Below are 22,542 nucleotides of genomic sequence, written 5' to 3'. Positions count from 1 at the left end.
CTAGCGCCTGCAATAATGAGAACTCGGTTGAACACAGTAGGGGGAACGGGGTGATGATGCAGGAACAGGCAGACAATGCTAAGGATCTGACGACCGATACCGATGTGAAGCTACCTGACGTTCAGGTGATTGCCAACCTGACGATAGGGTATGCGGCGATTCAGAACAATGTTCCGGTCATCCGTGAAATTCGGGTCACAAATGAGGGTGAAACAACGCTCTCTGATATTGAACTAATGGTCAAATGTGTGCCGGCTTTTGCTGAAAGTGCCCGTTTCCGTTTCGACGCATTGATGCCTGGAGAGAGCCGTCGCCTTGCACCGGTCGACCTACGCCCTGATCATCAGTATTTCAGCCAGCTCGACGAATCTGAGCGAGCGGTCATCACAGCAACGCTGCATGCTCGGAAAACGGCACTCGTAACGGCAACGCACAACATTGATGTGCTCGCCTACGACCAGTGGGCCGGCACACGGTCGCTACCCGAACTGCTTGCCGCGTTTTGCATGCCGAACTCGCGGGTCGTAGACAAGCTTCTCGCACGAGCATCTGGGTTGTTGCGCCAGACGTCGGCCGACCTGTCCATGGACGGATACCAGTCCAAGAATCGTGAGAAGGTCTGGAAACAGGTGTCGGCTATCTACAGCACGATAGTTGCTGAGGATATCCAATATTCCAACCCGCCGGCGTCGTTCGGCAATGACGGTCAGAAAATCCGGACGCCGGAACGCATTCTGGATGGCAAGCTCGCGACGTGCCTAGACCTCGCCATGCTGTTTGCGTCTTGCTTGGAGCAGGCGGGCCTGCATCCCGTTGTGCTGTTCAAGGAAGGTCACGCCTGGATCGGTGTCTGGCTGATAGAGACCAGTTTCCCGACCGCATTGGTAGACGACGTTCAGGCTGTTCGCAAGCGGGTGAAATCCGGCGAGTTCATGGTTTTTGAGACCACCAGCGTAGCAGGCGGACATAAACCGTCCCTTCGCTGGGCCTGCGCTCGTGGTCAGGAACACCTGAATGATGAGGACGAGTTCGTGTATGCAGTAGATATTCGGCGCGCACGTGAAGTCCAGCTTCGTCCCCTGCCATCGCGCTCGTCGCAGGTCGATGCGTCTGCTGTCCCGATTGGCAAGACCGAAACGCCCATCATCGAAGACATGCCGCAATTGCCGCCGCTGGACCCGGTCGTCGTTCCACTGCACGATAATGTTACATTCGATACACCCGAAGGCCGACTGGCGAAATGGAAGAGCAAGCTGCTCGACCTGACGCTCCGCAACAAGCTTCTGAATTTCAAGCCGACCAAGTCGACGCTGCGCGTCATCTGCCCTAACCTGGGTGCGCTAGAAGACCGGCTGGCAGGCGGAAACGCATTCCGCGTTCGTGCGAAACCAAAGATGATGTCCGGTTCGGATGGTCGCGATGCCGATGTGTACACCGGGCGGAACGGTACGGCTGCAATGGATGACCTAGCGACCGACGCGCTTGGTCGCAACGAAATCATCACAGACATCGACGAGGAAGCGCTGGAAAGCAGGCTTCTCGAGATATTTCGAACGGCCAGCACGGGCATGGAAGAAGGCGGGGCCAATACGCTGTTTCTGGCTTTTGGAATGTTGGAGTGGCAAGAGAGCCAGGATGCCGAATCCAGCCACCTAGCTCCTATTTTGCTCATCCCGGTCACGTTGTTCCGCCAATCCGTCCGGAGTGGTTTCCGCCTGGCCCGTCACGACGACGACGCGCTCGTGAATCCGACGCTGCTACAAAAGTTGCAGCAAGATTTCAGCCTGAGTCTGCCGTCATTCGACGTTTTACTGACTGATGATCGTGGTATCGACGTCAACCGGATTCTGCAGATCTTCCGGCTGCATGTGGGCGAAATGAAGGGATGGGAAGTCAAGGAGCAGGTGCATCTAGGTATCTTTTCGTTCACGAAGTATCTGATGTGGAAGGACCTCCAGGACCGCCAAAAGCAGCTTCAGGAAAACAGCGTTGTCGCTCATTTAATTAACCATCCCGGCAAGGCATTTGCTGACAGCGCAACTGGATTCGAGCCCAGTACCCTGGATGAGAAGTTCCGACCTCAAGACCTATTTACGCCGTTGCTATCGGATTCGTCGCAGTTGCGTGCCGTTTGCGTCGCTGCCGAAGGCAAGAATCTTGTCATCGAGGGTCCGCCAGGTACGGGTAAGAGCCAGACCATCTCGAACCTGATTGCGCACTTGTTGGCGACTGGGAAGACCGTGCTGTTTGTCTCGGAGAAGATGGCCGCGCTGGAGGTAGTACATCGTCGGCTCAGCAGCCTCGGTTTGGGGCCATTTTGTCTTGAGCTGCATTCGTCCAAAGCTAAAAAAGGGGATGTTCTGAAGCAGCTTGGCGTCGCGCTTGATGCTGCCAGCACACGTACGGTGAAGGATTGGGAGCGGGAGTCAGAACGGCTTCTAACGCTTCGTGCAGACCTCAATGGTGTCGCGCGTGCACTACATCACATCCATCCGAACGACCTGACCATTTATGAGGCCATCGGAACCAGCCTGCAGTATGCGCAGTGGCGGCCTGGCGCAATGCCGTGGGCGGATGCAGATGTACATGATCGTGCCCGGCTCGAGGCACTGCGTGAGCGCTGTCGCCAGATGGGCGCTCTGGCTGGCCAGCTGACCGGTTTGCAGAACCATCCTCTGGCAGCCGTTCACAAAACCGAATGGATGGCGTCCTGGCAGCAAGAGTTTCTCGACGCGGTTTCGGCGTTTGAAGCCCAAATCAAGAAGCTGGATGAGGCTGCATCGAACCTGCTGGATCAATTGGGCCTTCCTAAAATTGCTTTTTCCCTGAATGGGCTGGGCCAATTGGATGTACTGGCCGACGTGCTCTCTGCCGCGCCCACCGTTCCTATCGAGGTCGCCCGGTCGGCGCATGACGAATCCACGCGCAACCGACTTGCCAACCTGCGGCGCCATGGCCTCGCGCGCAATCAGGCATGGGAGCCGCTGAGCAAACACTACGTGGAAGACGTTGCCACCCTAAATGCGTCGGAGCTGAAACTGCAGTGGGCGGCGGCGACCCATACCTGGTGGCCGAAGCGCCTATTTGCCCGGCGTGCGGTTACCGGACGATTGCGACTGTATCGACAGGACCAGCGTCGCCCACCAGGTGGCGATGTTCCGTCCATCATTACGGCATTGACCGCCGTCAATGCCGAGGACAAGATCATCGAGTCTATGTCTCATGACGCGTCGCAATTGCTGCATGAAGCGTTCGCCGCGTCGAAGACGGATTGGAACGCCGTCGAGTCGGCCGAGCGGTGGGCGACGTCATTTGCGGACGCGGTAGCGGCAATCGCGGACAACGACATCGAGCTGGCCCAGACGCTCCGCGCAAAGCTGCAGCCGTTTGTTTCCGACAACCGGGGCATGCTGAAGGCAGGCATGCCTCTCGGCTCCAGTTTGTTGGCGTACCGCGATTGCTATCGGAACGTCATGACTAAACTCCGCCAGGTCATTGAGCTTGGACACTGTCAGGCTGACTTCGGACTCGATCCAACTGCCGCCAGCGTGATTCCTCGGCTGTTGAACTTGCTCCAAAGATGGCAATCTGCTTCGCGGCAACTGCAGCCGTGGTGCCTGTGGCGGAAATCCCGCGCCAATGCAATCAACAGCGGGTTGCAGGGTATTGTGGATGCACTGGAGGCTGGCGAGGTGCCATTGTCCGCTGTGGCGACGTTCTTCGAATACAGCTACCAGAGCTGGTGGCTGCGCAAAGCGATTGACCGGGAGCCGGTGCTCTGCAACTTCTCGAGTGCCGAGCATAACCGCAAGATTGCTGAGTTCAACGAGGCTGACGAGCGGTTTCAGAAGCTGACCCAGCAATATATTGTGGCCAAACTTGCGGGCCAGATTCCGGCGAGCCTCGAGGTTGTGCCCGGTGCTGATTCTGAACTGGGGAAGCTACGGCGCGAATTACAGAAGCAGCGCAAGCACATGCCGATTCGGCAGCTGGTGCAAAACCTGCCGACTCTGATGACCCGGCTGAAGCCATGCCTGCTGATGTCACCCTTGTCAGTCGCCCAGTATCTGGACGCGTCGCACGCTCAGTTTGATGTGGTCATCTTCGACGAGGCCTCTCAGATTCCGGTGTGGGACGCCGTCGGTGCAATGGCGCGCGGCAAGCAGCTCGTCTGCGTCGGCGACCCGAAGCAACTGCCGCCGACCCGCTTCTTCTGCCGGTCAGATGACTCGGAAGTCGGGGCGGATAGCGACGATGTTCAGGACCTTGAGAGCATCTTGGACGAGTGTCTCAGTATCGGCCTGCCTGAACTGCGGTTGAAATGGCACTACCGAAGCAAGCATGAAGGGCTGATTACCTTCAGCAATGTCACGTACTACAATAACGAATTGGTCACGTTCCCGTCGCCGATGACAAATGACCAGAGCGTGCGCTTTGAACGCGTACTGGGTGTCTATGATCGCGGCGGTTCGCGAACTAATCGGGCGGAAGCCGATGCCATCGTCAAGGCAATTGAGCGGCACTATCTGGACTCGGCGAAGCGGCATCTGACGCTCGGCGTAGTGACCTTCAATCAGGCACAGCAAAGCCTGATTGAGCGGATGCTGGAGGAGCGCCGTCGAGCGTCTCAGCAACTAGACCAGGCTATTGCACAGGCGGCGCAGGAGCCGCTGTTCATCAAGAACCTGGAAAACGTCCAAGGTGATGAGCGGGACATCATCTTCTTCTCCATTACCTACGGCCCCGATGCATCGAGCAAGATCAGCCTCAACTTTGGGCCGTTGAATCTAGAGGGCGGCCATCGGCGTCTCAACGTGGCCGTATCACGTGCTCGTGTCAGCGTCGTGATTTTTAGCACGCTGCTTCCCGAGCAGATTGACCTGTCGCGTGTCCGGGCTGCCGGCGTACGAGACCTGAAGAACTACCTGGAGTTCGCCATTCGAGGCCCACGCGCCCTGGTGGAGCAAAAGGTGCCGACTGGACGGGAGCCCGATAGCCCGTTCGAGCAGCAGGTGATTTCCGCACTTCGTGAGAAAGGTTGGACTGTCCACCCGCAGGTCGGCGTGTCCGGATACCGGGTTGATATTGGCGTGGTCGACCCGCGTGCGCCGGGACGCTATCTGCTGGGCGTCGAATGCGATGGCGCCATGTATCACTCCGGCGCCACTGCGCGCGACCGTGACCGGCTCCGCCAGCATGTCCTTGAAGGGCTGGGTTGGGAACTGTATCGTATATGGTCCACGGACTGGTGGTTGAATCCGCAAGAGCCGATACGAAAGCTTGTGGCCCGACTGGAAGAGTTGGTAGCGACGGTGCCGACCGAGAGCGAACCGCCTGTTGAGCTGCCGGAAGAGGAGAAGGATGAAGAAGCGCCGCATGCTTTGTATGCCCGGGCCGGATCGGTCGTCGAGTCGATTGCGCCTGCTACTCAGTTGCCCGAATACGAACTGACCTGCTTGGACAGGGGCAACCCCCACCTCTTCTACGAGAGCCGCTCAATGCCGACTTTGGTCGAGCAGTTACTTAAGGTAATCGAAACGGAAGGACCGGTATCGCAGGCGATAGTGTTCAAGCGTGTGACGCGGGCTTGGGGGTTGTCTAGGGTGGGTAGTCGCATCGAGGCTCATTTGATTGCAGTGGTGCCCAAGCAGGTGACCCGTACGACGGACAACGACATCACTTTTTATTGGCCTGGGCATGCTAACCCAAGCACCTGGGAAGGTATCCGGGTACCAGGAGGTGACCCCGAAACGCGCCGCAGTATCGACGAGATTAGCCTCGAAGAATTGGGCAATGCGGCTATGTATATCTTGATGCAACAGGGTGGTACGTCGCAAGAGGGATTGGTAAAAGCGGTTTGCCGACTACTCGGTGTGGCTAGGACAACGGCCGATGCCGGCATACGGATTTCTCGGGCGCTGACCCACGGGCGAGTCCAGGCAACAGTGGCTATGGAGGGCGGTTCTGTTCGGTTGCGGAACGGAGTTAGCGTAGGGTAGGCGTTGTTTCAGGGCCGCGTTGATGTTCAGAATTGGGTCCACTCGCCGAATAGGCGGCTGGTTACTGGGTCGAGAATGGCCGCGCTTACCGACGATGATAAGCGGCGCGACCAGCGCTTTGTTCATCGACTGCCGAGCGAAATCCGCGCATCGCAGCGCTCCTCAAGCCCTACAGTAACGGCGTCGTTGAGGGCCATGTCAATCGGCTCAAGTTCCTCAAGCGCCAAATGTATGGCCGCGCCGGCTTCCAGCTGCTTCGTATTCACAGTCTTATGCCTACCCGCTATTGTAAGTGGCAGAGTGTGTCCGGACTTTCAAAGGATGTCAAAGTTGCCGGATTTGTCGAAACCGTTGAGCGAGGCGCTGGCGTTCTTCGATAAATTTTTCGATTGCTTGCTCAAGCGCATCGGGCTTAAGCGTCTCGGCAGGCAAACCGAGATGATAGACGAATGCGTCCATCGGCTCAGAAACTGAAATTACACCGCCACGCGTGCCTACCTCCAAACAATTCAAACGCAACATATCGGCAAGAATTTGCCCATCCTGAGCATCATTCAACGGCGCAAAGGGTGCATATATATACAGTTTGTTTGATTCAGCATTGAACCTTAGGTACAAACGCTCCCCCCACGCTAGCTCGATCCCTGCCTCGTCATTGGCATCCAATGTCAAGCCGGTGATACGGTGACGTTGACCAAGTGCTTCAAGACACCTGCGCACGCGTTCTTTAGCTTGAAATTGCATGACTGCAAAAAAATGATTCATAGTATTTTTACTGTCAATAGATGCAATAGCACATGACCGCTCAAAGAGTGAAGTGCTGTTTTGAAAATATAGAAAAAACCTTTTTTGGATATTTGGCCATAATTTGCGAAAATTTCATCAAGACAGATAGTTTGTGTTGGAGAGCTTGCTTTATATTAAGTATTTTTCTGAAAAAATAATTTTACGGCATGTAAACGTTAATTTCATTTCCGTGGATTAATCGGTGATCATGTGCATAATTTCTGTGCTGCTCAGAATAACAAAGCGCAAAAATGTGTGAATTTTATTGGTGACTGGTTACGCTGCTTAATAGCCGGCAGTCGTGCAAAAAATATTGCTTAAATATTTGTCAAAAATAAACGCTCAGATAGCTCGCGGCATCAATGTCGATGTGCATTCTCTCAGTAACCCACTTACACCCGTGCGGCCTCACTTGTTTATGCGTTTTGTCCTATAATTTATTCCATGTTAAATATAAGTTTTAGTATTTACCTTCGCGGCCGAAACCTTTTGTCAAACTTAATGCGGTTTTGGCATTTTTCTCTAATTCAAAAAACGTTTTTGTTGGATTATGCGCACTGAAAGCACAGTTTAAAATTTAGTCAAATCATTGTTTATTCCGAATAATAGCGAGAGCGCCCAGAAACGCGGAGGCGCTCGGATTTTTGAAGAGCCGATAGTGGTGAACTAATCGGGTCGGACTTTGAAACTGCTGATGGAGCTTTGGTTGAAGTCGCTCCTTCAAGGGGGCTCTTGGTCCAAGTATTAAAAATTGTATTAGATTGATTGTCGGAGGATTTTTGTTTATGATAATCTAATATAATGCGCTCTATAATACATGCTGCGACGTTGTGTGATTCCGGGCTTGGGTGTTGCTCAATATATCCTTGATCTTTAAAATGCTCCATGAGTTTATTTAAGCTCATGGTTTTCCCGTCAAATTCAACTTGGGTATCCTTTTCTGCTTCAAAAAGCTTCTTAAGGGTTTCGGGGCGCATTTTTTTCCAATAGTGATTGAGTTCATCCTCCTGGCCCTTGAGTTCCTTCTTCACAATTTTTCCTTCCATTAAAGCGATATTTTTGACAATAGGTCGACCGTATTTTTGTTTAAATTTTTGGATTAAGCCTTGCTGTATTCCCATAAGCATGTCTTCTCCGCCTGCAACCATATACGCAGCATAGATTCCATCTTCCCCTTTTTTGCGAAATGGAGATTTTATAGAAACGTATTGTTGTGCTGGCGATAGAACTGGTCGCTCGTTTGCGGCTTTTGGTTTTTTGGGTGAATATTCATTTTTTTTGAATCCAAAGTGTTTTGGAGGATCTTCGCGTGTAGGATAACCAACTCCAAGTCCGATGATAGATTTTTGAGTATTTTTATGTTTATTGTTCAATTGAGTTTTTATACCAGGATTGGTGTGTCTAGTATTTTCGGTTAGAGCAACGTCCTGATCCATCATTATAATTTGCTGAGGACGATATGGTAGTGTATCTGCAAACGCCAAGGCTGCAGCGCGCGCAGCGCCGAAACCGGTCAATTTACCGCCGTACCACCCAACAAGGCGCAAATTTTTATATTGCTCCATCATTTCGTTAAGAGCAGCCTCATAGCATTTGAACTCTGTCTCATGAACAAGCAAATAAATTGATTCATCTCGCATATGTTTTGGATGCCATGCAAGGCTGCCACCTGTTTTGCTTTTAAGGTCGCCTGCAATTTTATTTGCGCTCCCGCCGCTTATAACAATAATTGGCACTTTATTTGACTGCAGATCATATTCTTGCCCGTTATGTTCTTGTGTGCCCTCTCTTTTTCTGAATGAGAACCAGCCAGCTGGATTGTCTTTATAATTGCCTTGATAAGCGAGTTTTTTACATGTGGCAATTCTTTTTTCTAACACTTCTTTCATGTATTCAAAATTTTTATTTTTATCACCTGATACGGTGACGGGAGCATATTTGCAGCTTGGTCGCGTTTTTTTGTCAGCCCATCGAGGGTTTAAATCTATCTTAATTGCAGGTTTCCCTGCAGGCGCAGTGCCAGAATTATTTTTTATATCAGGAGCGCTACGATCTCCAGTAAGATGAAGTTTAGGGGTATAGTATCTTGAATTTTTTAAAGAACTTTGGTGACCTTTCGAAACAGAAGCGTGTGCTTCCGCCGATCTGGACGACCTAGAAGGATTTGTAGAATTATTTTTTAGCTCTTTGCGGCCAAGCATAATTTTCCCTCTATTTTAATTAATTAAAATTATTGGGGTATAGCTATATCCCAATTATCGAAAAACAAATTTCTTCCTTATTGGCATCTTTCTTTGCGCAATGCACAGAGCATTTGGACTGTCAATCAACGGTCAAACCCTCAATGTAGAATAATTTGAGTGATCTCTATTTATTTTGGCGGCAATCGACTAGGTTATGTCTGATGGATCAAAATTATCTAGAGCGTGTTATGCACTTTGCGAGATAGGCGCGGCATGAACGTGCATGAGCATGGCAAAGATGACGAAATGCAAGCCGACGAGCGTTTCAGGCAAACGCTCGTCGTCGCGAGCGAGTCTTTGAAAGCGATTGAGCTATCCAAGACTGCGCTCGACGACCCATCGGCGCGGCAGCAGGATAAAGCCCTTCGTTGCCTCTGACCGTTTGATAACCTGCAATTCGATGCCTTCATCTTACGCGGCTTGCGCAGGCTCTTCTCCTGTATAACCTTGGTCGGCAAAGGCAAGCTTCACGCTCTGCCTGCTAACATGTTGTACCTCTTGTGCCAACACCTGAACCTGTGCGCGTGCTTGCTCATTGGCCGGCGTAACATGGACCGCCAGCCAATGCCCGGGCGTATCGACGGCCCTATGCACCTTGCTTCCCCGTTTGCGCTTGTAGCCATCGTAGCCTGCGCGTGGGCCGTTCTCGCAGCTCGACTGCAACATACGCCCGTCCAGAACCACCGCACTAGGCTGACCTTGGCGACCCTGCGCAACATGCAGCACCGAACGCAAATCCTGAACCATCGCTTCGAAGCCGCCCGCTCGCAGCCAGCGTTGAGTTTGCTGATACACCACGCTTCCCATGGCGGAAAGTTCGCCGGCAGCATGCGCCATGCAGCGCCTGCATGAGCCAGCCAACGCAGCGTGTTGCACAACTCGCGCAATTCATACCATCTTGCGGTGCGTCTGGCTCCATCAACGTCAAATACGGAGCAGCGAAGCGCCATGCTTCGTCCGTCACGCCGCTCGGATAGGGTCTGCGTTTCTCCATCTTGATTCGGCCCTGAGCCTCGATAAAATTGCATAACACGCTCTAAATCCGCAAGAGCCTGGCTTGCCACCCGTTATGGCATACGGTGTCAGCAATGATGAAGAGCGTAATCTGCGCGTCCCATGCGTCCCAGTGCGTAACCTGTCAGAAGGTTGTAAATTGCCAGAGTCTTCTACACAACGGAAGCAACGTAGATGGGACCGCAGTGTGCTATATCCAAAAGGAAGCTCACCGACCAACACATAGAAGTTCTGTTGCATTAATGCGGCGATGCCGCCAGTTGCCTGGACAAGTCGATCAGGGACCCCGCGAGAATCATCATGTGTGGCATGGGGCCCTCCGGCTCACCGGGCCGCGGCGCATCCGCCGACCGGGACAGTGCGATAGCACATATACGCATAGAGCGTGCTCTTGGGAATGTGCAGCCGTTGTGCAATCTGCTCAACGCTGAGCTGCCACTCGCGGTACAAGGTCTCGGTGGCATATGCTGTCATGCAGCAGCCCGCGCGCTTTGGAATACAATCACCTCTCGCAGGCAACAGTTACTCTTCGCCAACGTCTGGTGTACCCGATGTCGCGACGTAACAACGATCGTCGATTTTAGTGGTCGGACTGAACGCAGGGATTTCGTGCTGCAGGGGCGCTGCAAAATCTGCGGTGGTGAAGTCGCACACTCCTGCAACTGCCCCTTCCATTCCGTGACCTGATTCGGGCGCACATTGAATGGGTGCGCCAATCCCGCCAGCGCTTGCTCACCCTTGACCGCCGACGAGTGCTTCCGTCTCGTTCTCTTCATCATTTCTTGGGATCCTTTGCCTGCATTATCGCCGGCTTAGGCCCGGACATGTCACTTATCAGGCTGTCCGATTGCAAGGCCACCTATGCTAACTTGGAACCCAAAACGTCACACGATATGTGAGAGCCAGCTTTTGAAAAGCGTTGACTGGGCGAGTTAAGATGGACTAGTATGAACTTAAAGTGTGTTATGAACTTTCAGCGAGACTCGTCGCAGACGATGTTTTGTCAGCAGCGCGAGTATTCGCGGCCAATCTAGGCAAGCTTGATGCTAACGTGAGTCCGCTCGTGTCAGAAATTGAGGCTGGCGGCTTTTTAGAACTGTCGGTAGCTTACGCTGCAATGGCTCGCCATCTACCGGCTATCCATCATGACCTGTTCGATTGGCTTCTTGCTGCACAGGCGTTTTTTGAATCGTTGCGCGTATTGATATCCGATGGCCATTTACCGAAATACGCTGATTTTGTGATTTCCCTATAGGGAAAAGGATCTATTTTAGATTTCGCGGGGGCTTGGTAATGGAACGGTCGATTTTTAGCTGAAGGCAATGGAGATCATCGATGGGCAAGCTGATCGTCGTGACGGGCGCCATGCTGGTTTTTCCGGTTCAGATTCAGGATGTACTATTCGTGCCCCCGATTCCTCCACGGCCCCTGTCGGGAAGCGGCTTTGCCAAGGTAAAGGGGCGGCCGGTTTGTCAGCTTGGCGATGAAAAGAAAATCATCGTGACAACTAGCTATCAGACGGCATCGGCCTCCATTCCAGGCGTCGCTATTCTGACGGTCACGCAGGCCGAAACCGCCAAGCGAACAAAGAGCCCGCTGCCTGTCATTATCGCGCCCAGCTGGGACATATTATGTACTATCACGGTTCCGGCACAAATACCGGGTGCGCCCCCTGTTCCACAACCCCATCCACCCGTTTCAGGCAAGGCTACCGTGATGGCTAATCCCAATATCAATGTGATAGCGAATTAGGCATAGGTTGCTTATCTATCTAAAAACCACTTCATTTCTACACCATTTTTTCCTTAAATATCGTGATGGCTTTATCTGAATCACAGCAAGCATGCATTCAGGTTTGCAACATATGCGAAACAACTGGCACAATCGCATGCACTTCCTTAATAATCCTTATGGGGAAAATAAGACTTTAGTGTGGTATGATTTTTTCTATAAAAATGAATCGATCTTTATTTCGATGGCAGGTAGTATCCGATAGGACATGTGATTGTGTGCCGCAATTCATTTTTCATGCTGTTCAACGATAGGAATAACATGACGTGAGGAACCATAAGCTCAATGCGACTGAAATCATAGCGGTGTTACAAGCACTCCGTGAGGGCGAGACGGTACCTCAGGTTTGTTGCCGATGGGGTATCAGTGCAACGACGCTTTATCAATTAAAAAAAAGTTATGATGGTCTGAGTGCACCTGTATTTGAACGTATCACCGCACTGACGCGGGAAAACGCACGGTTGCGCCAGCGTGTGAAATCGCTTGAACGCGATAGTGAAGTACTGAGCGAGGCGCTTCGAGCGCAGAGTCTCAGCACACACAAGCGTCGCAGGTTAATCGATCACTTAAGGCAGCATTTCACCGTGAGTCTGGCGCGTGTGTGCCGCTTAGTGGGGATGTCGCGCACCCTTTATTATTATGAACGTGGCGAACTAGGAGGAGAACAAGATGGCCCGGGCTTTGACCGAAGCTCGGTAAAATCGTCTGGAAACGGCCTTACTCAATCGGACAGGCCTTGAAGAAATGAGCAAGAAGGCAAGAGAATCTTTAAGAAATGCCTTGCGCAGGTTGCAATGAGACGCCAAATTCCGCCGCTCGCCGATGTCATTGTTTGATGACTCGCTCCCTGTAGCACCGTCCGTAACGATCTGCTCCGGGGGCCGCGGACGTCATGCCGAAACGCATCGTGTTGTAGAGCAGCACTGCAATCTTCCGGGCGGTGGCTGTTAATGCCTTTGCTTTACCGATACGCGCTGCTAAACGACGATAAAACGCCCGAGCGCCGTATTGGACTTGTTCACAGTGACGGCAGCCAGCCGCAGCAGTGCGGCCAGGCGATTAGTTGCCTTGCGCGTATGCGACAACAATACCTTGCCGCCGCTGATTTTGCAGCCGGCGACAACGTTAGTCAAGCACGAGGTGAAGTGTTTAGCCGTTGGTCAGCAGCTCAGATTGGCACCGCACTTGGCAACTAGGCGTCTGGTCAGATACGGTCCGAGTCCGTGGATCTGCGTCAGGTCAACGCCATCAAGCTGATAGATGACATCTCGTACATCAAAGCTCCGTGCGTTCTGTTGCTTCGTGCGGCTCCGCGTATCGGACAAAAGCTTCTGCGGTATTGGCTTATCGGCAGTCAGGACATCCAGATCACGCTCTCCTGGCTAATAGAATCTGATGCGTTGCATCGACAAGCTATATCTGGCGTTTGCATTTGCCGGGGCGCGGATGCTTGCGTGCCTGCTGCGCCGGAAAGGCCATGAGGTGGCCGGTGACGCGTGCGCACATTGATGGAACGGGTGGGCGTAGAAGCGTTGTACCACCGTCCGAACACGAGCCGGCGCAACATGCAGCACAAGGGTTCGCGCTACGGCAGCCCAAAACCGCGAACACAAACCAAGGCAGTCAGTTCACAGCGAACGCGTTCATGGAGGCCGTGCCGTGCTGGGCCGGAGCATTCGAGTGTTAATAATGGGCAAAAGAAGTGGGCGCGACAATGTATTTGTTGAACGAATGTGGCGGAAACTCACTAAAATTGTCCGAATAACTGAGGCCAACTCGGTCATCTATTACAAGAATAAATTGTACTAAACTATTTTTCACACTGAACTAAACTTTTAGCCACGGCGATACACTGCCGACTGCGAACGAAGCATCACTCAGGCGGTGCTGGCGCAGCAACCGAGTCAGAGGTGAAGGTCCAGCGCGAATCGGGTGAATTGTCAAAATCACGAAGCATAAAAAGGATACGAAGATGACAGCACTGAGTTAGCCTTTATCGCTTGTTTAGCCGCGGGCGGGTGTCGATATTCGAAGCGTTGAAGCTCGACTTGCTTAGCCGGTCAATCCATTCTCTCAATGAAGCGACGTATAACCGCCGATGAGTTGGGCGCGTCTGTCAGCGGATCAAAATATCGCTGAGCGGCACGGTAAACGTCGTGTCCACTGTACGTAATACGTGCTAGTCAAACGGCACGGGCTCATGATGCAATCGGGACGCAGGGTTTCCTAATACACAATAAAGGAGAAGTTATGGCAACCACGGCAGATCAAATCGCAACAACTTACCCGATTCCGGTTTACCGGTTCAAAGTGACGATGGGCAAAGACGAGATGGCATTTAGCAATGTCTCGGGGTTGGATTTGGGATTTGAGACGATTACCTATAAAGATGGAGCGGGGCATGTGTACCGGATGCCCGGGCAGCCTAGTGAGTTAAACATCACATTGCGGCGGGGCGTGATTAAGGGTAAAAACGAGCTGTATGACTGGATTAGCAAGATATCGAAAAACCTGATCGACAAACGGGATCTGTCGATTAGCCTGACCGACGAGGCAGGCACCGCGTTGCTGGTGACGTGGAATGTGACGGATGCATTCCCGAGCAAATTGTCGGGGCCAAGCTTTGATGCGACAAGCAATGAGGTGTCGATCGAGGAGTTGACGCTTGTAGCCGATCGATTGACGATAACATTCCACTGAAAGCGCGATCAGCGGCGCATGCCGCCAGTGCCCTATCCCGATTGAGGTAAGAACATGGCTTACGATTGGCCGGGTGTCTATGTCGAAGAAGATAAAGGTCTGTCCTTGGCGATTACCAGCGGGGCGACCGCGGTGCCGGTGATTGCGTATGACCTTGGCGACCAAAATAAAGATAAAAGTAAAGCAAGTAACCAAGAATTAATCTCAGCGCCGACCCGTATCGATTCATGGATGGCGTTCATAAATTTGCCCAATGTTCAGACCGCGGCCGAGAACGAGGCAAAAGATCCAAAAAATCCTCTTACAAAGCATCTGGTCGATTACTCACTCTATGTTGCGTTAAAAACCTATTTCGACAATGGCGGTGGCTATTGTTATGTGTGTCCGACAAACGGAAAAGGTGATACTACCGACGCCTTAATCAAGACTGTACCCGAGCTGGATGACGTGACGTTAATTGTTCAAGCGGGGGTACCTAAGTTGGCAGACGCGGTCTTTACGCCAGGTACAGGTTTATGTGCAGAGGGCAAATCGCGCTTTGCGATCCTGGATGGTCCATCCATCAAGCTTGCCACGGACCCCAGTCAGAGCATGACAAAGGATTATCCTAATAGCTCATATGCTGCTGCTTATTATCCCCCTTTGCAGGCAAACTGGGCAACTTATGTCACGACGGATAAAGGTACAGGGAAGGATGCGCAGGTTATAAAGGATATCCCGGTGAGTGCGGCGGTTGCTGGTGCATACTGTGCTGTTGACCGTGACCGCGGCGTGTGGAAGGCGCCAGCCAATGTTCAGTTACAAGGCGGGGTCGTGCCGAAGTTTGTCGTATCCGATGCAATTCAGGGGATCTACAATCAATATACCAAACCCCTGAACATCATTCGCTGTTTTCAGACAGACGTGCCATTGGTGTGGGGTGCGCGCACGCTGGCAGGCGACAGCGAGAAGGAGCGTTGGCGATACGTGCCGGTGCGGCGGCTATTCAGTGCGGCGGAAAAAGATATCAAACGGGCGATGGCGTTTGCGGTGTTCGAACCGAATAACCAGCCGACGTGGGAGAAGGTGCGGGCGGCAATCGATGCGTATCTGTACGGTATCTGGAAGGCGGGCGGGCTCATGGGTACGAAGCCGGAGGAGGCGTACTTTGTGCGGTTAGGGCTGGGGGTGACAATGACGCAGGACGACATCGATGAAGGCAAAATGATTGTCCAAGTTGGCATGGCGCCCGTGTTTCCTGCGGAGTTCATTATTTTGCGCTTCACTCAGGACATGGACACCGCGTAATGCGAATAGGTGGTCGAGCGGATAGGATGCACTAGAAAATTAAGAAATGTATAAATAGTGAGGGTAGTTATGGGCGTATCTTATAAAGTTCCTGGCGTGTACATCGAAGAAGACCATTCGTTGTCGCTGAGTGTGCTCTCTGGTGCAACGGCCATTCCAGTGTTTGTTGGACAGTTTTTTAAGCCCGGGAAGAATAAAGGTGATCCTCCAATTTCAACACCAGAGGGCACAAACCCAGTAGCCTGCGTCAGAGTGAATAATTGGGCTGAGTTTACTAAGCAGTTTGATAGCACGCTTGATTTAAAGGAAGCCGATCTTAAAGTGGCTAACGATGCCATTAAGGGTACGTGCACCGTTGTGCCCAACTCCGCCAGCGCCATATCGGTACGGGCATATTTCGAAAATGGTGGTGGGCCATGCTATATTTTGTCAATTCAGCAATCAACATTACAAGCCGATATTGAAAGTGCGATTCTAGCCTATCCTGATATTTCACTGCTGTGCTATTGTGGAAATGAGTCGTCGGAGCCGGAGAAGGTTAAAAGTACCTTCAAAAGTTTGATTGATCCGCAGAAAAACCTTGGCTATTTTGTGCTGACGGACAGCAATCTTGAAGATGTAACGAAGGTTGATTTCGGCAATAAGGAGCAGGTTGCGATTTACTACCCAGCATTGCAGATGGATTATCAGATGACGATACCTGATGATGATAAAATTAAATTAAGTGGAAGTTTTAAAAGTTTTTCCCCTCCCGGTCCGTCTTTGCCGACAACACTTAAATCACTGAACGATTATAACCCAAAAAATGACGCGGAACAGAGGGATAAAGAAGAACTGATTGGAAAGATTAGGTCGTTGTCAGCCATTCCTCTGCGTGCAAGTGGAGTCATGGCGGGAGTCTATGCGCGTACCGATGCATTGCGTGGAGTATGGAAGGCCCCGGCAAATGTGACTTTGTCGTCGGTAAAAGGGACGGTGTGGCCTTGCCCAACACCCCAGCAAGTACTTCAGCAAGCACCTCTGCCGGTGACGGTTACCGATGAGCTTCAGGAGAAACTGAATCCAGTAGGCATCAATGCAATCCGATATTTCACGAATCAACAAGCTTATGTAGTCTGGGGAGCCCGGACGCAGAACGGTACCGACGAAAATCCTGATAAGCGTTGGCGGTATATCCCAGTGCGGCGATTATTTAATGCGGCTGAACGGGATATCAAGGCCGCGATGAGGCAAGTCGTGTTCGAGCCGAACAGTCAGCCGACATGGGAAAAAGTTAGTGCGGCTATTAATACTTACCTGTACGCGATATGGCGTAAGGGCGGCTTGCAGGGCACAAAACCGGAAGAGGCGTATTTTGTACAGGTGGGAAAGAATGTGACGATGACCGATGCCGATATTCGCGCGGGCAAACTGATCGTTAAGGTTGGAATGGCTGCGGTGCGCCCGGCCGAATTCATTATCTTGCAGTTCTCACAGAAACAACAAGACGAGTGAGCGCTTGAGTTTGGCACACCGAGTGCCGGTTGGAGGCATTGAGATGCGTTGAGATTGACGAATTTTGGAGTTTGAACAGTGCATCACGAACAACCTGGTGTCGGTTTCAATTTTCAAGAGGAAGCCCGTACGACGACACCGGCCGATACGACGGTGCCGTTATTTGCTGGCTATACGGAAAAAGACCCGGAATCACAGGATCCAAAATTAAAGTGTCCAAAATTCCCCGTCCTGCTAAATACGTTCGAAGATTTTACGCAGGTTTTTGGTGGTTTTCCGTCATCTAATCCACTGGTTCCGTTGACGCAGGAAGCCGCTTTCTATTACACCGTGAGACATTATTTCGATAACGGTGGTAGTGCATGCTATGGTGTTTCATTGGGAAGCTATGCGAATTTGCCAGAAGGGGACGACTATTACACACGGCAAGGCATAGCCGATTGCATCACTAGAACTGACTGGAATGATTTTCTTGAACAAGCGCTAGATGCAACGCTGCTGGCGGTGCCCGATATGGTGATGCTATCGGCACCCCAGTACTATCAGGCAAACGGCAGCGATCAGTTGAGCGATCAGCCGGTACCGCAGGGAGATGTAGGGCTTTGGACGTCGGTGTGGAAGACTTTATTAAACACAACCGAATCTCATCGGCAAGTTTTTGTAGTACTCGATGCGCCGGACAATCCGAAGCTTGTGCGCCATTGTCTGGATAGTCTGGAGTCAATGGATGAGACACTGCGCGCGCGCGGTGCGGTGTATTGGCCACGTCTGCAAACGAACTATTACGTTGATTACGATGACGGCCGTCAGCGTACTCGCCAAATCGTCGTTCCACCTTCAGGCGCTGTGGTTGCAGCGATCGGTAAAACTGACCGCGATCGTGGTATTTGGAAGGCACCGGCCAATGTCGAATTAAGCCAAGTGATCCGGCCTAACTATCGGAGCTGGCGCGATGTATTGCTCTCTGACCCGCCGTTATTCGATGAAAATAGAATCAGCATTAACCTGATTCAAAGCTTTGTCGGGCGCGGGGTGCGTGTATGGGGTTGTCGCACGTTAGTTGCCCCACCGTTGCCGGATCGGTGGCGCTACGTTCAGGTACGGCGCACGCTGACCTATATCGAGACCACTTTAACGAACATTGGCCGTTATACGATGTTCGAGCCGAATACCGCAATTACGTGGACGACGCTCAAAAGCTTAGCGCGTGCTTGGCTACGCGATCTATGGCTCGCGGGAGGACTGGTTGGGACACAAGAAGACGATGCGTTCCAGGTCTTGTTAGGACTTGGCGAGAGCATGACGACAGAAGATATTCGATCGGGCCGGTTAATTCTGATCGCGAAGCTTGCGATGCAATATCCGGCGGAATTTATCGAGCTGCGCGTGTTGTTTCAAACGGGCAGCGATGCTGTGCTAACGGAATCGACGGAGAAAGTGACATCATGAGCAGTGCAATTTTATCAACCGCCGAGGCGATGGCTAAGGCGCCGATCACCGGTGATTTTTACGCGCATAGCCACCGGTTTCTAGTCCAAATATTTGCTAAGAAGAATTGGGGATTTACGGGTAATCTGCAAGCGCTCAATGTACTGCCAACGGTCGTTGATTTTCGTTTTCAGCGCATTAGTGGACTGGGCCGGACGATCCAAACACAGAAGTTTCATCAAGGTGGTGATCCTATTAACCAGATTCACTTACCGAAGGAACTCACACAGGAGAACATTGTGTTGGAGCGCGGGGTCACGACATTATCACCGTTGACGACAATGTTCATCGACACGATGCGTCAATTCAAAAGCCGGTATTTGGTGGTAGTCATATTGTTGCTTGATTCATCGTCGTTGCCGCTGTGCAGTTGGATCTGCATGGATGCGTTGCCCGTGAAGCTGCAATGGGGTGAACTTGATGCTAATAGCAACACCGTCTTGCTTAATACGATGGAACTTGCTTGCCGGGATGTGCAGTGGATGGGATTGGTGGCATGATTGAAATTCATGAATTAATCATCGAGGCGCGCATCGGTACGCCAAGGACACGGAGTGTGCCGGCGACCGCCCTGGATACGACTGCGTCACCCATACCCCCTCGGGAAGCAGCACAGGGTGAGGCGCGTTGGGTGGATGCGATCGTGCGGCAGGTTATTGAACGGTTGCGTGATGAATGGCGCAGTGATGTCCACGGAGGTGGCGTATGAGCGGGAGCGATCAGTCGCTGCAGAAATTGAAGATGACGCCCTATTCGCTGGACAAGGGGGGAGCGCTCAAAAACTTGGCCGGGCCCTTCGAAGTTTTGTATAACCCCGAATCATTGACGATTGGGTATGGTGCGGATTTTCGGGAAGAGTCGCTGGCCGACAGCTCCAATACCCGCGTCAAATTCGGCGCGGTGACACCTAGCACGCTGGCGGTGGAATTGATCCTAGACAGCAGTTTGCCAGACAGCAAAACAAGCGTCGATGAACAGTTGTCTAGTCTGTACATCACGTTTTTTAGGATCAAAGGTGCGGTGCGTACGCCCAATATTGTTAAGGTCGAGTGGGGCCATTTTGGCTGGGCGGGGCAAATGAAGTTTACCGGCTGGATGACGAACATGACGGTGACATGTTCGCTCTTTGACCGCAGTGGCGCGCCTCAACGTGCCAACCTCTCAGTCAACTTTCTTGAAGAGTTGGAGCTAGATATGGGAGGCAAGGGAGGCAGCGGCGGTAACGTGTCGCAGGGAGGCGGCCAAGGCGGTAGCGGTGGTAGTACGCGGCAAGCCAGTATGTTGTACGAGGGCGGGCCCGTTCCAGATGGTGCCACATTGGCTCATATTGCCGAGGGAGCGTGGTCTGTGCCGAGCCAAACGACGGCGAGCGATTATCTCTCGTACGCTCGTGAAAATGATTTGGATAGCTTGGAGGCCTTGACACCCGGCCAATTTTTGCGTGTGCCTGGCTCTAGGGAGACGTGATGACGCTTCCCTTTGCGAGTAAAAAATTTGACATCCAGGTGCAAGGCCAGCCGTTGTCCAAACTCGGTTTAACGGTGATTGAAGCGGAAGTTCAGTATGCAGCCAACCGGATTCCAATGGCTCGGTTAACGTGCCGGGTGGATATAGAAGATCCAGCTAACAGCTGGGCATCGTTAGACCAGATAGATAAGGCATGGCAGCCAGCTCATCCCGTCAAGATCAGCTATACGGATGAAACGGGCACGCGCGTTCCGATTTTTGATGGGATGGTCGCCAGGCCACTGAACCCAAGCTATGTGCAACGGCAACTAACGTGCCAGCTTGAGGTGGTCCATGAACTGCAGAAAATGGCCAACAGCCACCGCAGTCAGGTGTTGACCCAAAAAGGCGAAAAACTCACCGATGCTCAGGCTCTGCAAAAGCTGTTCAAGGAGCACGGCATCAAGGTGAAAAAAATGGATGGCATGACGGTTTCTCACGCACAGCTGATCCAATGGTCTTGCTCGGACTGGGCCTGGTTGATGAGCCGGATTAGCGCGTATCCGGTCTGGTTGATCGGTGCTCCAGAACAATCGGTGTCGATTCTCAAACCGGATATTGGGCAAGCGCCCCAAGGCCTCGTCTTGAAAGCGGCGAAGCAGAATGCTGGGATCGAGTTGCGTGATATGAAGTACCGGCGTGATAGCCGAAGACTACCGAGCCAATTGAGCGTAAATTACTGGGATGTCGCGCAGCAGAAAAGCCGGTCTGTGAAGGCGAAATCTCCGGCAGTCGGATCGGGCGTGTTCAAGCCGCTCACCTATGCTGCGTCCGATGCGATGCACTGGACACTGAACTCAGGCTTGCCGCTTAGCGAGACGGAAGCGCAATCTTTCGCGGATGCCCGCTTACTAGGTTGCCAACTGGCCGGTACCCAGGCGGAGTTCACAGTGGATTGGAGTGAAGCAACGGCTAAACTGGCACCTGGGCAAACCCTAGAGTTGTCGGGCTATGGCACTTTCGATGGCAAGGGGCTGATTGCCGAAGTGCGGCACCAATGGCTCGGTGCTGGCCAAGGTAAGACGATCTTGACGACAGGCCGGCCTAACGCCGTGATCGGCCTTCAAGTACCTGAAATCGATGCGCCCTTGATGCCAAGGGTCCAAGGTATGGCACCCGGTGTGGTTGTGAAGCCTGGTCGCGAAAAGGACCCGACTGGTTGGGGGTGTATGGCGGTGCGTGTGCCGGGCCTGGGAGGCACGCCAGGACAGGAGCCGCCGATCTGGGTGCGGCCCGGCATGGCCTATGCCAGCAAAGGCAGCGGCTTATGCTTGTATCCGGAAGCCGATGACGAGGTGATGCTGGCGTTTCTGAGTGACGATCCGCGCTTTCCAGTGATCGTCAGCGCCGTGCATAACCCGAAAAACAAGGCACCGTTCGAGCCGAGCGAGAAAAACGAGCAAAAGGGCTTGGTTTTGGCGAAAGACGGCAAGGCGCAGTTCCAGTGGCTTTTTGACGTCAAGGACGGTGGCACGCTTACATTGGAAGCGCAGAAGACAGCACTGGTGCTGTCTAAGGCAAGCCTGCGCTTGCATGGCGAAGAAGCATTTGCGCTTGATGCGAAAAAAATCACGGTAGAAGCCAAAGAAGGTCTCACCCTCAAAAATGGTCAATCCGAAATGAAGATGGGAGGGACCTCCCTAAGCGCCAAATCGCAAACGCTTTCGCTGCAGGGCTCAGCCAAAGCTGACCTCAAAGGCGGCCAGGTCAACTTGGGTTAATCGTATGAATGGAGGACAGGATGGCGAACGGACCCCAGAATCAACTTGGATGCGGCTGGAAGTTTCCAGTGCAGTTCGAATGTGTCTCCGACAAGCCAAAAGCAGCGCAAGTGACGATGTCACGCGATGCGGACAATATCAGAGAGAGTCTGCAGGTACTGTTTAGTACGCAGCCGTACGAACGGGTGATGCGTGCAGGCTATGGGTGTGATTTGCAGACCTTTGTGTTTGAGAACATCAGCGATGGGTTGCGCACCGCAATTCGCCAGATGATCAGTGACGCGGTTCAAACCTACGAGCCCCGGGGCACGCTGGTCTCAATTGATTTCAGGCCGGACAGCAATTCGCCGTGGACGCTCAATATCGATATTGCTTACCGGATTCCTCTGAACAATACGGTGCAGCATGTCGGTGGCAAGCTGAATATTGGCAGTCCGCAGGGAGGATGGCTTGCACGATGAATAGCCGGATAAGGCGCCCTTGAGCCAGTGTGATACAGCAGAGCATGCGTAC

General features: G+C 52.5%; 18 protein-coding genes and 1 pseudogene. 13 read left to right on the top strand and 6 right to left on the bottom strand.

The window, feature by feature from the left end:
- Positions 1–53 precede the first annotated feature (53 nt).
- Entirely contained in the window at positions 54–5,999 is a 5,946-nt protein-coding gene (locus KQH55_RS14375; protein WP_235091482.1) for a DUF3320 domain-containing protein, read from the top strand.
- A gap of 122 nt (positions 6,000–6,121) precedes the next feature.
- Here KQH55_RS14375 and KQH55_RS14370 read toward each other — a convergent pair whose 3' ends face one another.
- The 5 genes and pseudogenes from KQH55_RS14370 to KQH55_RS14350 form a co-directional block, all read right to left on the bottom strand.
- Positions 6,122–6,265 (bottom strand): hypothetical protein, encoded by a 144-nt coding sequence (locus tag KQH55_RS14370; RefSeq protein WP_170872434.1) that lies wholly within the window; start codon positions 6,263–6,265, stop codon positions 6,122–6,124.
- 58 nt (positions 6,266–6,323) lie between these two features.
- The gene (locus tag KQH55_RS14365; RefSeq protein WP_076785806.1) at positions 6,324–6,764 is read right to left on the bottom strand and encodes a CesT family type III secretion system chaperone; all 441 of its coding nucleotides are present in this window, start codon (positions 6,762–6,764) and stop codon (positions 6,324–6,326) included.
- A 614-nt stretch (positions 6,765–7,378) separates the two neighbouring features.
- Positions 7,379–8,986 (bottom strand): hypothetical protein, encoded by a 1,608-nt coding sequence (locus KQH55_RS14360; RefSeq protein ID WP_235091459.1) that lies wholly within the window; start codon positions 8,984–8,986, stop codon positions 7,379–7,381.
- 228 nt (positions 8,987–9,214) lie between these two features.
- Positions 9,215–10,022, bottom strand: a pseudogene (locus tag KQH55_RS14355) (IS5 family transposase).
- Between the two features lie 344 nt (positions 10,023–10,366).
- The gene (locus KQH55_RS14350) at positions 10,367–10,516 is read right to left on the bottom strand and encodes a hypothetical protein (protein ID WP_235091458.1); all 150 of its coding nucleotides are present in this window, start codon (positions 10,514–10,516) and stop codon (positions 10,367–10,369) included.
- 589 nt (positions 10,517–11,105) lie between these two features.
- Between KQH55_RS14350 and KQH55_RS14345 the strand changes: the two genes are divergently transcribed.
- The 3 genes from KQH55_RS14345 (at position 11,106) to KQH55_RS14335 (ending at position 12,573) form a co-directional block, all read left to right on the top strand.
- Positions 11,106–11,297 (top strand): type II toxin-antitoxin system VapC family toxin, encoded by a 192-nt coding sequence (locus KQH55_RS14345; RefSeq protein ID WP_139337414.1) that lies wholly within the window; start codon positions 11,106–11,108, stop codon positions 11,295–11,297.
- Between the two features lie 80 nt (positions 11,298–11,377).
- Positions 11,378–11,794, top strand: coding sequence for a hypothetical protein (locus tag KQH55_RS14340; RefSeq protein ID WP_076796696.1), 417 nt, complete (start codon positions 11,378–11,380; stop codon positions 11,792–11,794).
- A 305-nt stretch (positions 11,795–12,099) separates the two neighbouring features.
- The gene (locus KQH55_RS14335) at positions 12,100–12,573 is read left to right on the top strand and encodes a transposase (RefSeq protein ID WP_076796694.1); all 474 of its coding nucleotides are present in this window, start codon (positions 12,100–12,102) and stop codon (positions 12,571–12,573) included.
- A gap of 237 nt (positions 12,574–12,810) precedes the next feature.
- On the opposite strand, the gene KQH55_RS14330 is transcribed toward KQH55_RS14335, so the two are convergent.
- Positions 12,811–12,966: a hypothetical protein gene (locus KQH55_RS14330; RefSeq protein WP_235091457.1), complete on the bottom strand. Its 156-nt coding sequence runs from the start codon at positions 12,964–12,966 to the stop codon at positions 12,811–12,813.
- Positions 12,967–14,083: 1,117 nt separating this feature from the next.
- Here KQH55_RS14330 and KQH55_RS14320 point away from each other — a divergent pair.
- From KQH55_RS14320 to KQH55_RS14280, 9 genes are all read left to right on the top strand, one after another.
- A complete protein-coding gene (locus tag KQH55_RS14320; RefSeq protein ID WP_104076374.1) occupies positions 14,084–14,533 on the top strand; it encodes a phage tail protein in 450 nt (149 codons plus the stop codon).
- A 54-nt stretch (positions 14,534–14,587) separates the two neighbouring features.
- Positions 14,588–15,820 carry a phage tail sheath C-terminal domain-containing protein gene (locus tag KQH55_RS14315; RefSeq protein ID WP_235091456.1) on the top strand — a complete coding sequence of 411 codons (1,233 nt, stop codon included), beginning with the start codon at positions 14,588–14,590 and terminating at the stop codon, positions 15,818–15,820.
- A gap of 69 nt (positions 15,821–15,889) precedes the next feature.
- Positions 15,890–17,314, top strand: coding sequence for a phage tail sheath C-terminal domain-containing protein (locus KQH55_RS14310; RefSeq protein WP_235091455.1), 1,425 nt, complete (start codon positions 15,890–15,892; stop codon positions 17,312–17,314).
- Positions 17,315–17,392: 78 nt separating this feature from the next.
- Entirely contained in the window at positions 17,393–18,763 is a 1,371-nt protein-coding gene (locus KQH55_RS14305; RefSeq protein ID WP_235091454.1) for a phage tail sheath C-terminal domain-containing protein, read from the top strand.
- Positions 18,760–19,302, top strand: a complete 543-nt coding sequence (locus KQH55_RS14300; protein WP_235091453.1) for a phage tail protein — start codon at positions 18,760–18,762, stop codon at positions 19,300–19,302. The genes KQH55_RS14305 and KQH55_RS14300 overlap by 4 nt, the downstream gene beginning before the upstream one ends.
- Complete coding sequence (locus KQH55_RS14295; RefSeq protein ID WP_235091452.1) at positions 19,299–19,511, top strand: DUF5908 family protein; 213 nt, start codon at positions 19,299–19,301, stop codon at positions 19,509–19,511. Before KQH55_RS14300 ends, KQH55_RS14295 begins: the two co-directional genes overlap by 4 nt.
- Positions 19,508–20,269 carry a hypothetical protein gene (locus tag KQH55_RS14290; RefSeq protein WP_235091451.1) on the top strand — a complete coding sequence of 254 codons (762 nt, stop codon included), beginning with the start codon at positions 19,508–19,510 and terminating at the stop codon, positions 20,267–20,269. The genes KQH55_RS14295 and KQH55_RS14290 overlap by 4 nt, the downstream gene beginning before the upstream one ends.
- Positions 20,269–22,029 (top strand): phage baseplate assembly protein V, encoded by a 1,761-nt coding sequence (locus KQH55_RS14285; RefSeq protein ID WP_235091450.1) that lies wholly within the window; start codon positions 20,269–20,271, stop codon positions 22,027–22,029. Before KQH55_RS14290 ends, KQH55_RS14285 begins: the two co-directional genes overlap by 1 nt.
- Before the next feature lie 20 nt (positions 22,030–22,049).
- Positions 22,050–22,490: a GPW/gp25 family protein gene (locus KQH55_RS14280; protein WP_076796677.1), complete on the top strand. Its 441-nt coding sequence runs from the start codon at positions 22,050–22,052 to the stop codon at positions 22,488–22,490.
- Positions 22,491–22,542: the final 52 nt, after the last annotated feature.

The sequence above is a fragment of the Mycetohabitans sp. B3 genome (assembly GCF_021498065.1).
In the GTDB taxonomy this organism is placed as follows: Bacteria; Pseudomonadota; Gammaproteobacteria; order Burkholderiales; family Burkholderiaceae; genus Mycetohabitans.
Note: the sequence above shows the minus strand (reverse complement) of the source record. Positions and strands in the feature narration are given on the sequence as shown.

What these genes read in the sequence shown, in the direction of transcription:
- KQH55_RS14290 (WP_235091451.1), top strand. Translation starts at nt 19,508, where the DNA reads ATGAGCGGGAGCGATCAGTCGCTGCAGAAATTGAAGATGACGCCCTAT.
- KQH55_RS14310 (WP_235091455.1), top strand. Translation starts at nt 15,890, where the DNA reads ATGGGCGTATCTTATAAAGTTCCTGGCGTGTACATCGAAGAAGACCAT.
- KQH55_RS14320 (WP_104076374.1), top strand. Translation starts at nt 14,084, where the DNA reads ATGGCAACCACGGCAGATCAAATCGCAACAACTTACCCGATTCCGGTT.
- KQH55_RS14350 (WP_235091458.1), bottom strand. Translation starts at nt 10,516, where the DNA reads ATGACAGCATATGCCACCGAGACCTTGTACCGCGAGTGGCAGCTCAGC.
- KQH55_RS14300 (WP_235091453.1), top strand. Translation starts at nt 18,760, where the DNA reads ATGAGCAGTGCAATTTTATCAACCGCCGAGGCGATGGCTAAGGCGCCG.
- KQH55_RS14375 (WP_235091482.1), top strand. Translation starts at nt 54, where the DNA reads ATGATGCAGGAACAGGCAGACAATGCTAAGGATCTGACGACCGATACC.
- KQH55_RS14340 (WP_076796696.1), top strand. Translation starts at nt 11,378, where the DNA reads ATGGGCAAGCTGATCGTCGTGACGGGCGCCATGCTGGTTTTTCCGGTT.
- KQH55_RS14315 (WP_235091456.1), top strand. Translation starts at nt 14,588, where the DNA reads ATGGCTTACGATTGGCCGGGTGTCTATGTCGAAGAAGATAAAGGTCTG.
- KQH55_RS14280 (WP_076796677.1), top strand. Translation starts at nt 22,050, where the DNA reads ATGGCGAACGGACCCCAGAATCAACTTGGATGCGGCTGGAAGTTTCCA.
- KQH55_RS14285 (WP_235091450.1), top strand. Translation starts at nt 20,269, where the DNA reads ATGACGCTTCCCTTTGCGAGTAAAAAATTTGACATCCAGGTGCAAGGC.
- KQH55_RS14365 (WP_076785806.1), bottom strand. Translation starts at nt 6,764, where the DNA reads ATGAATCATTTTTTTGCAGTCATGCAATTTCAAGCTAAAGAACGCGTG.
- KQH55_RS14295 (WP_235091452.1), top strand. Translation starts at nt 19,299, where the DNA reads ATGATTGAAATTCATGAATTAATCATCGAGGCGCGCATCGGTACGCCA.
- KQH55_RS14360 (WP_235091459.1), bottom strand. Translation starts at nt 8,986, where the DNA reads ATGCTTGGCCGCAAAGAGCTAAAAAATAATTCTACAAATCCTTCTAGG.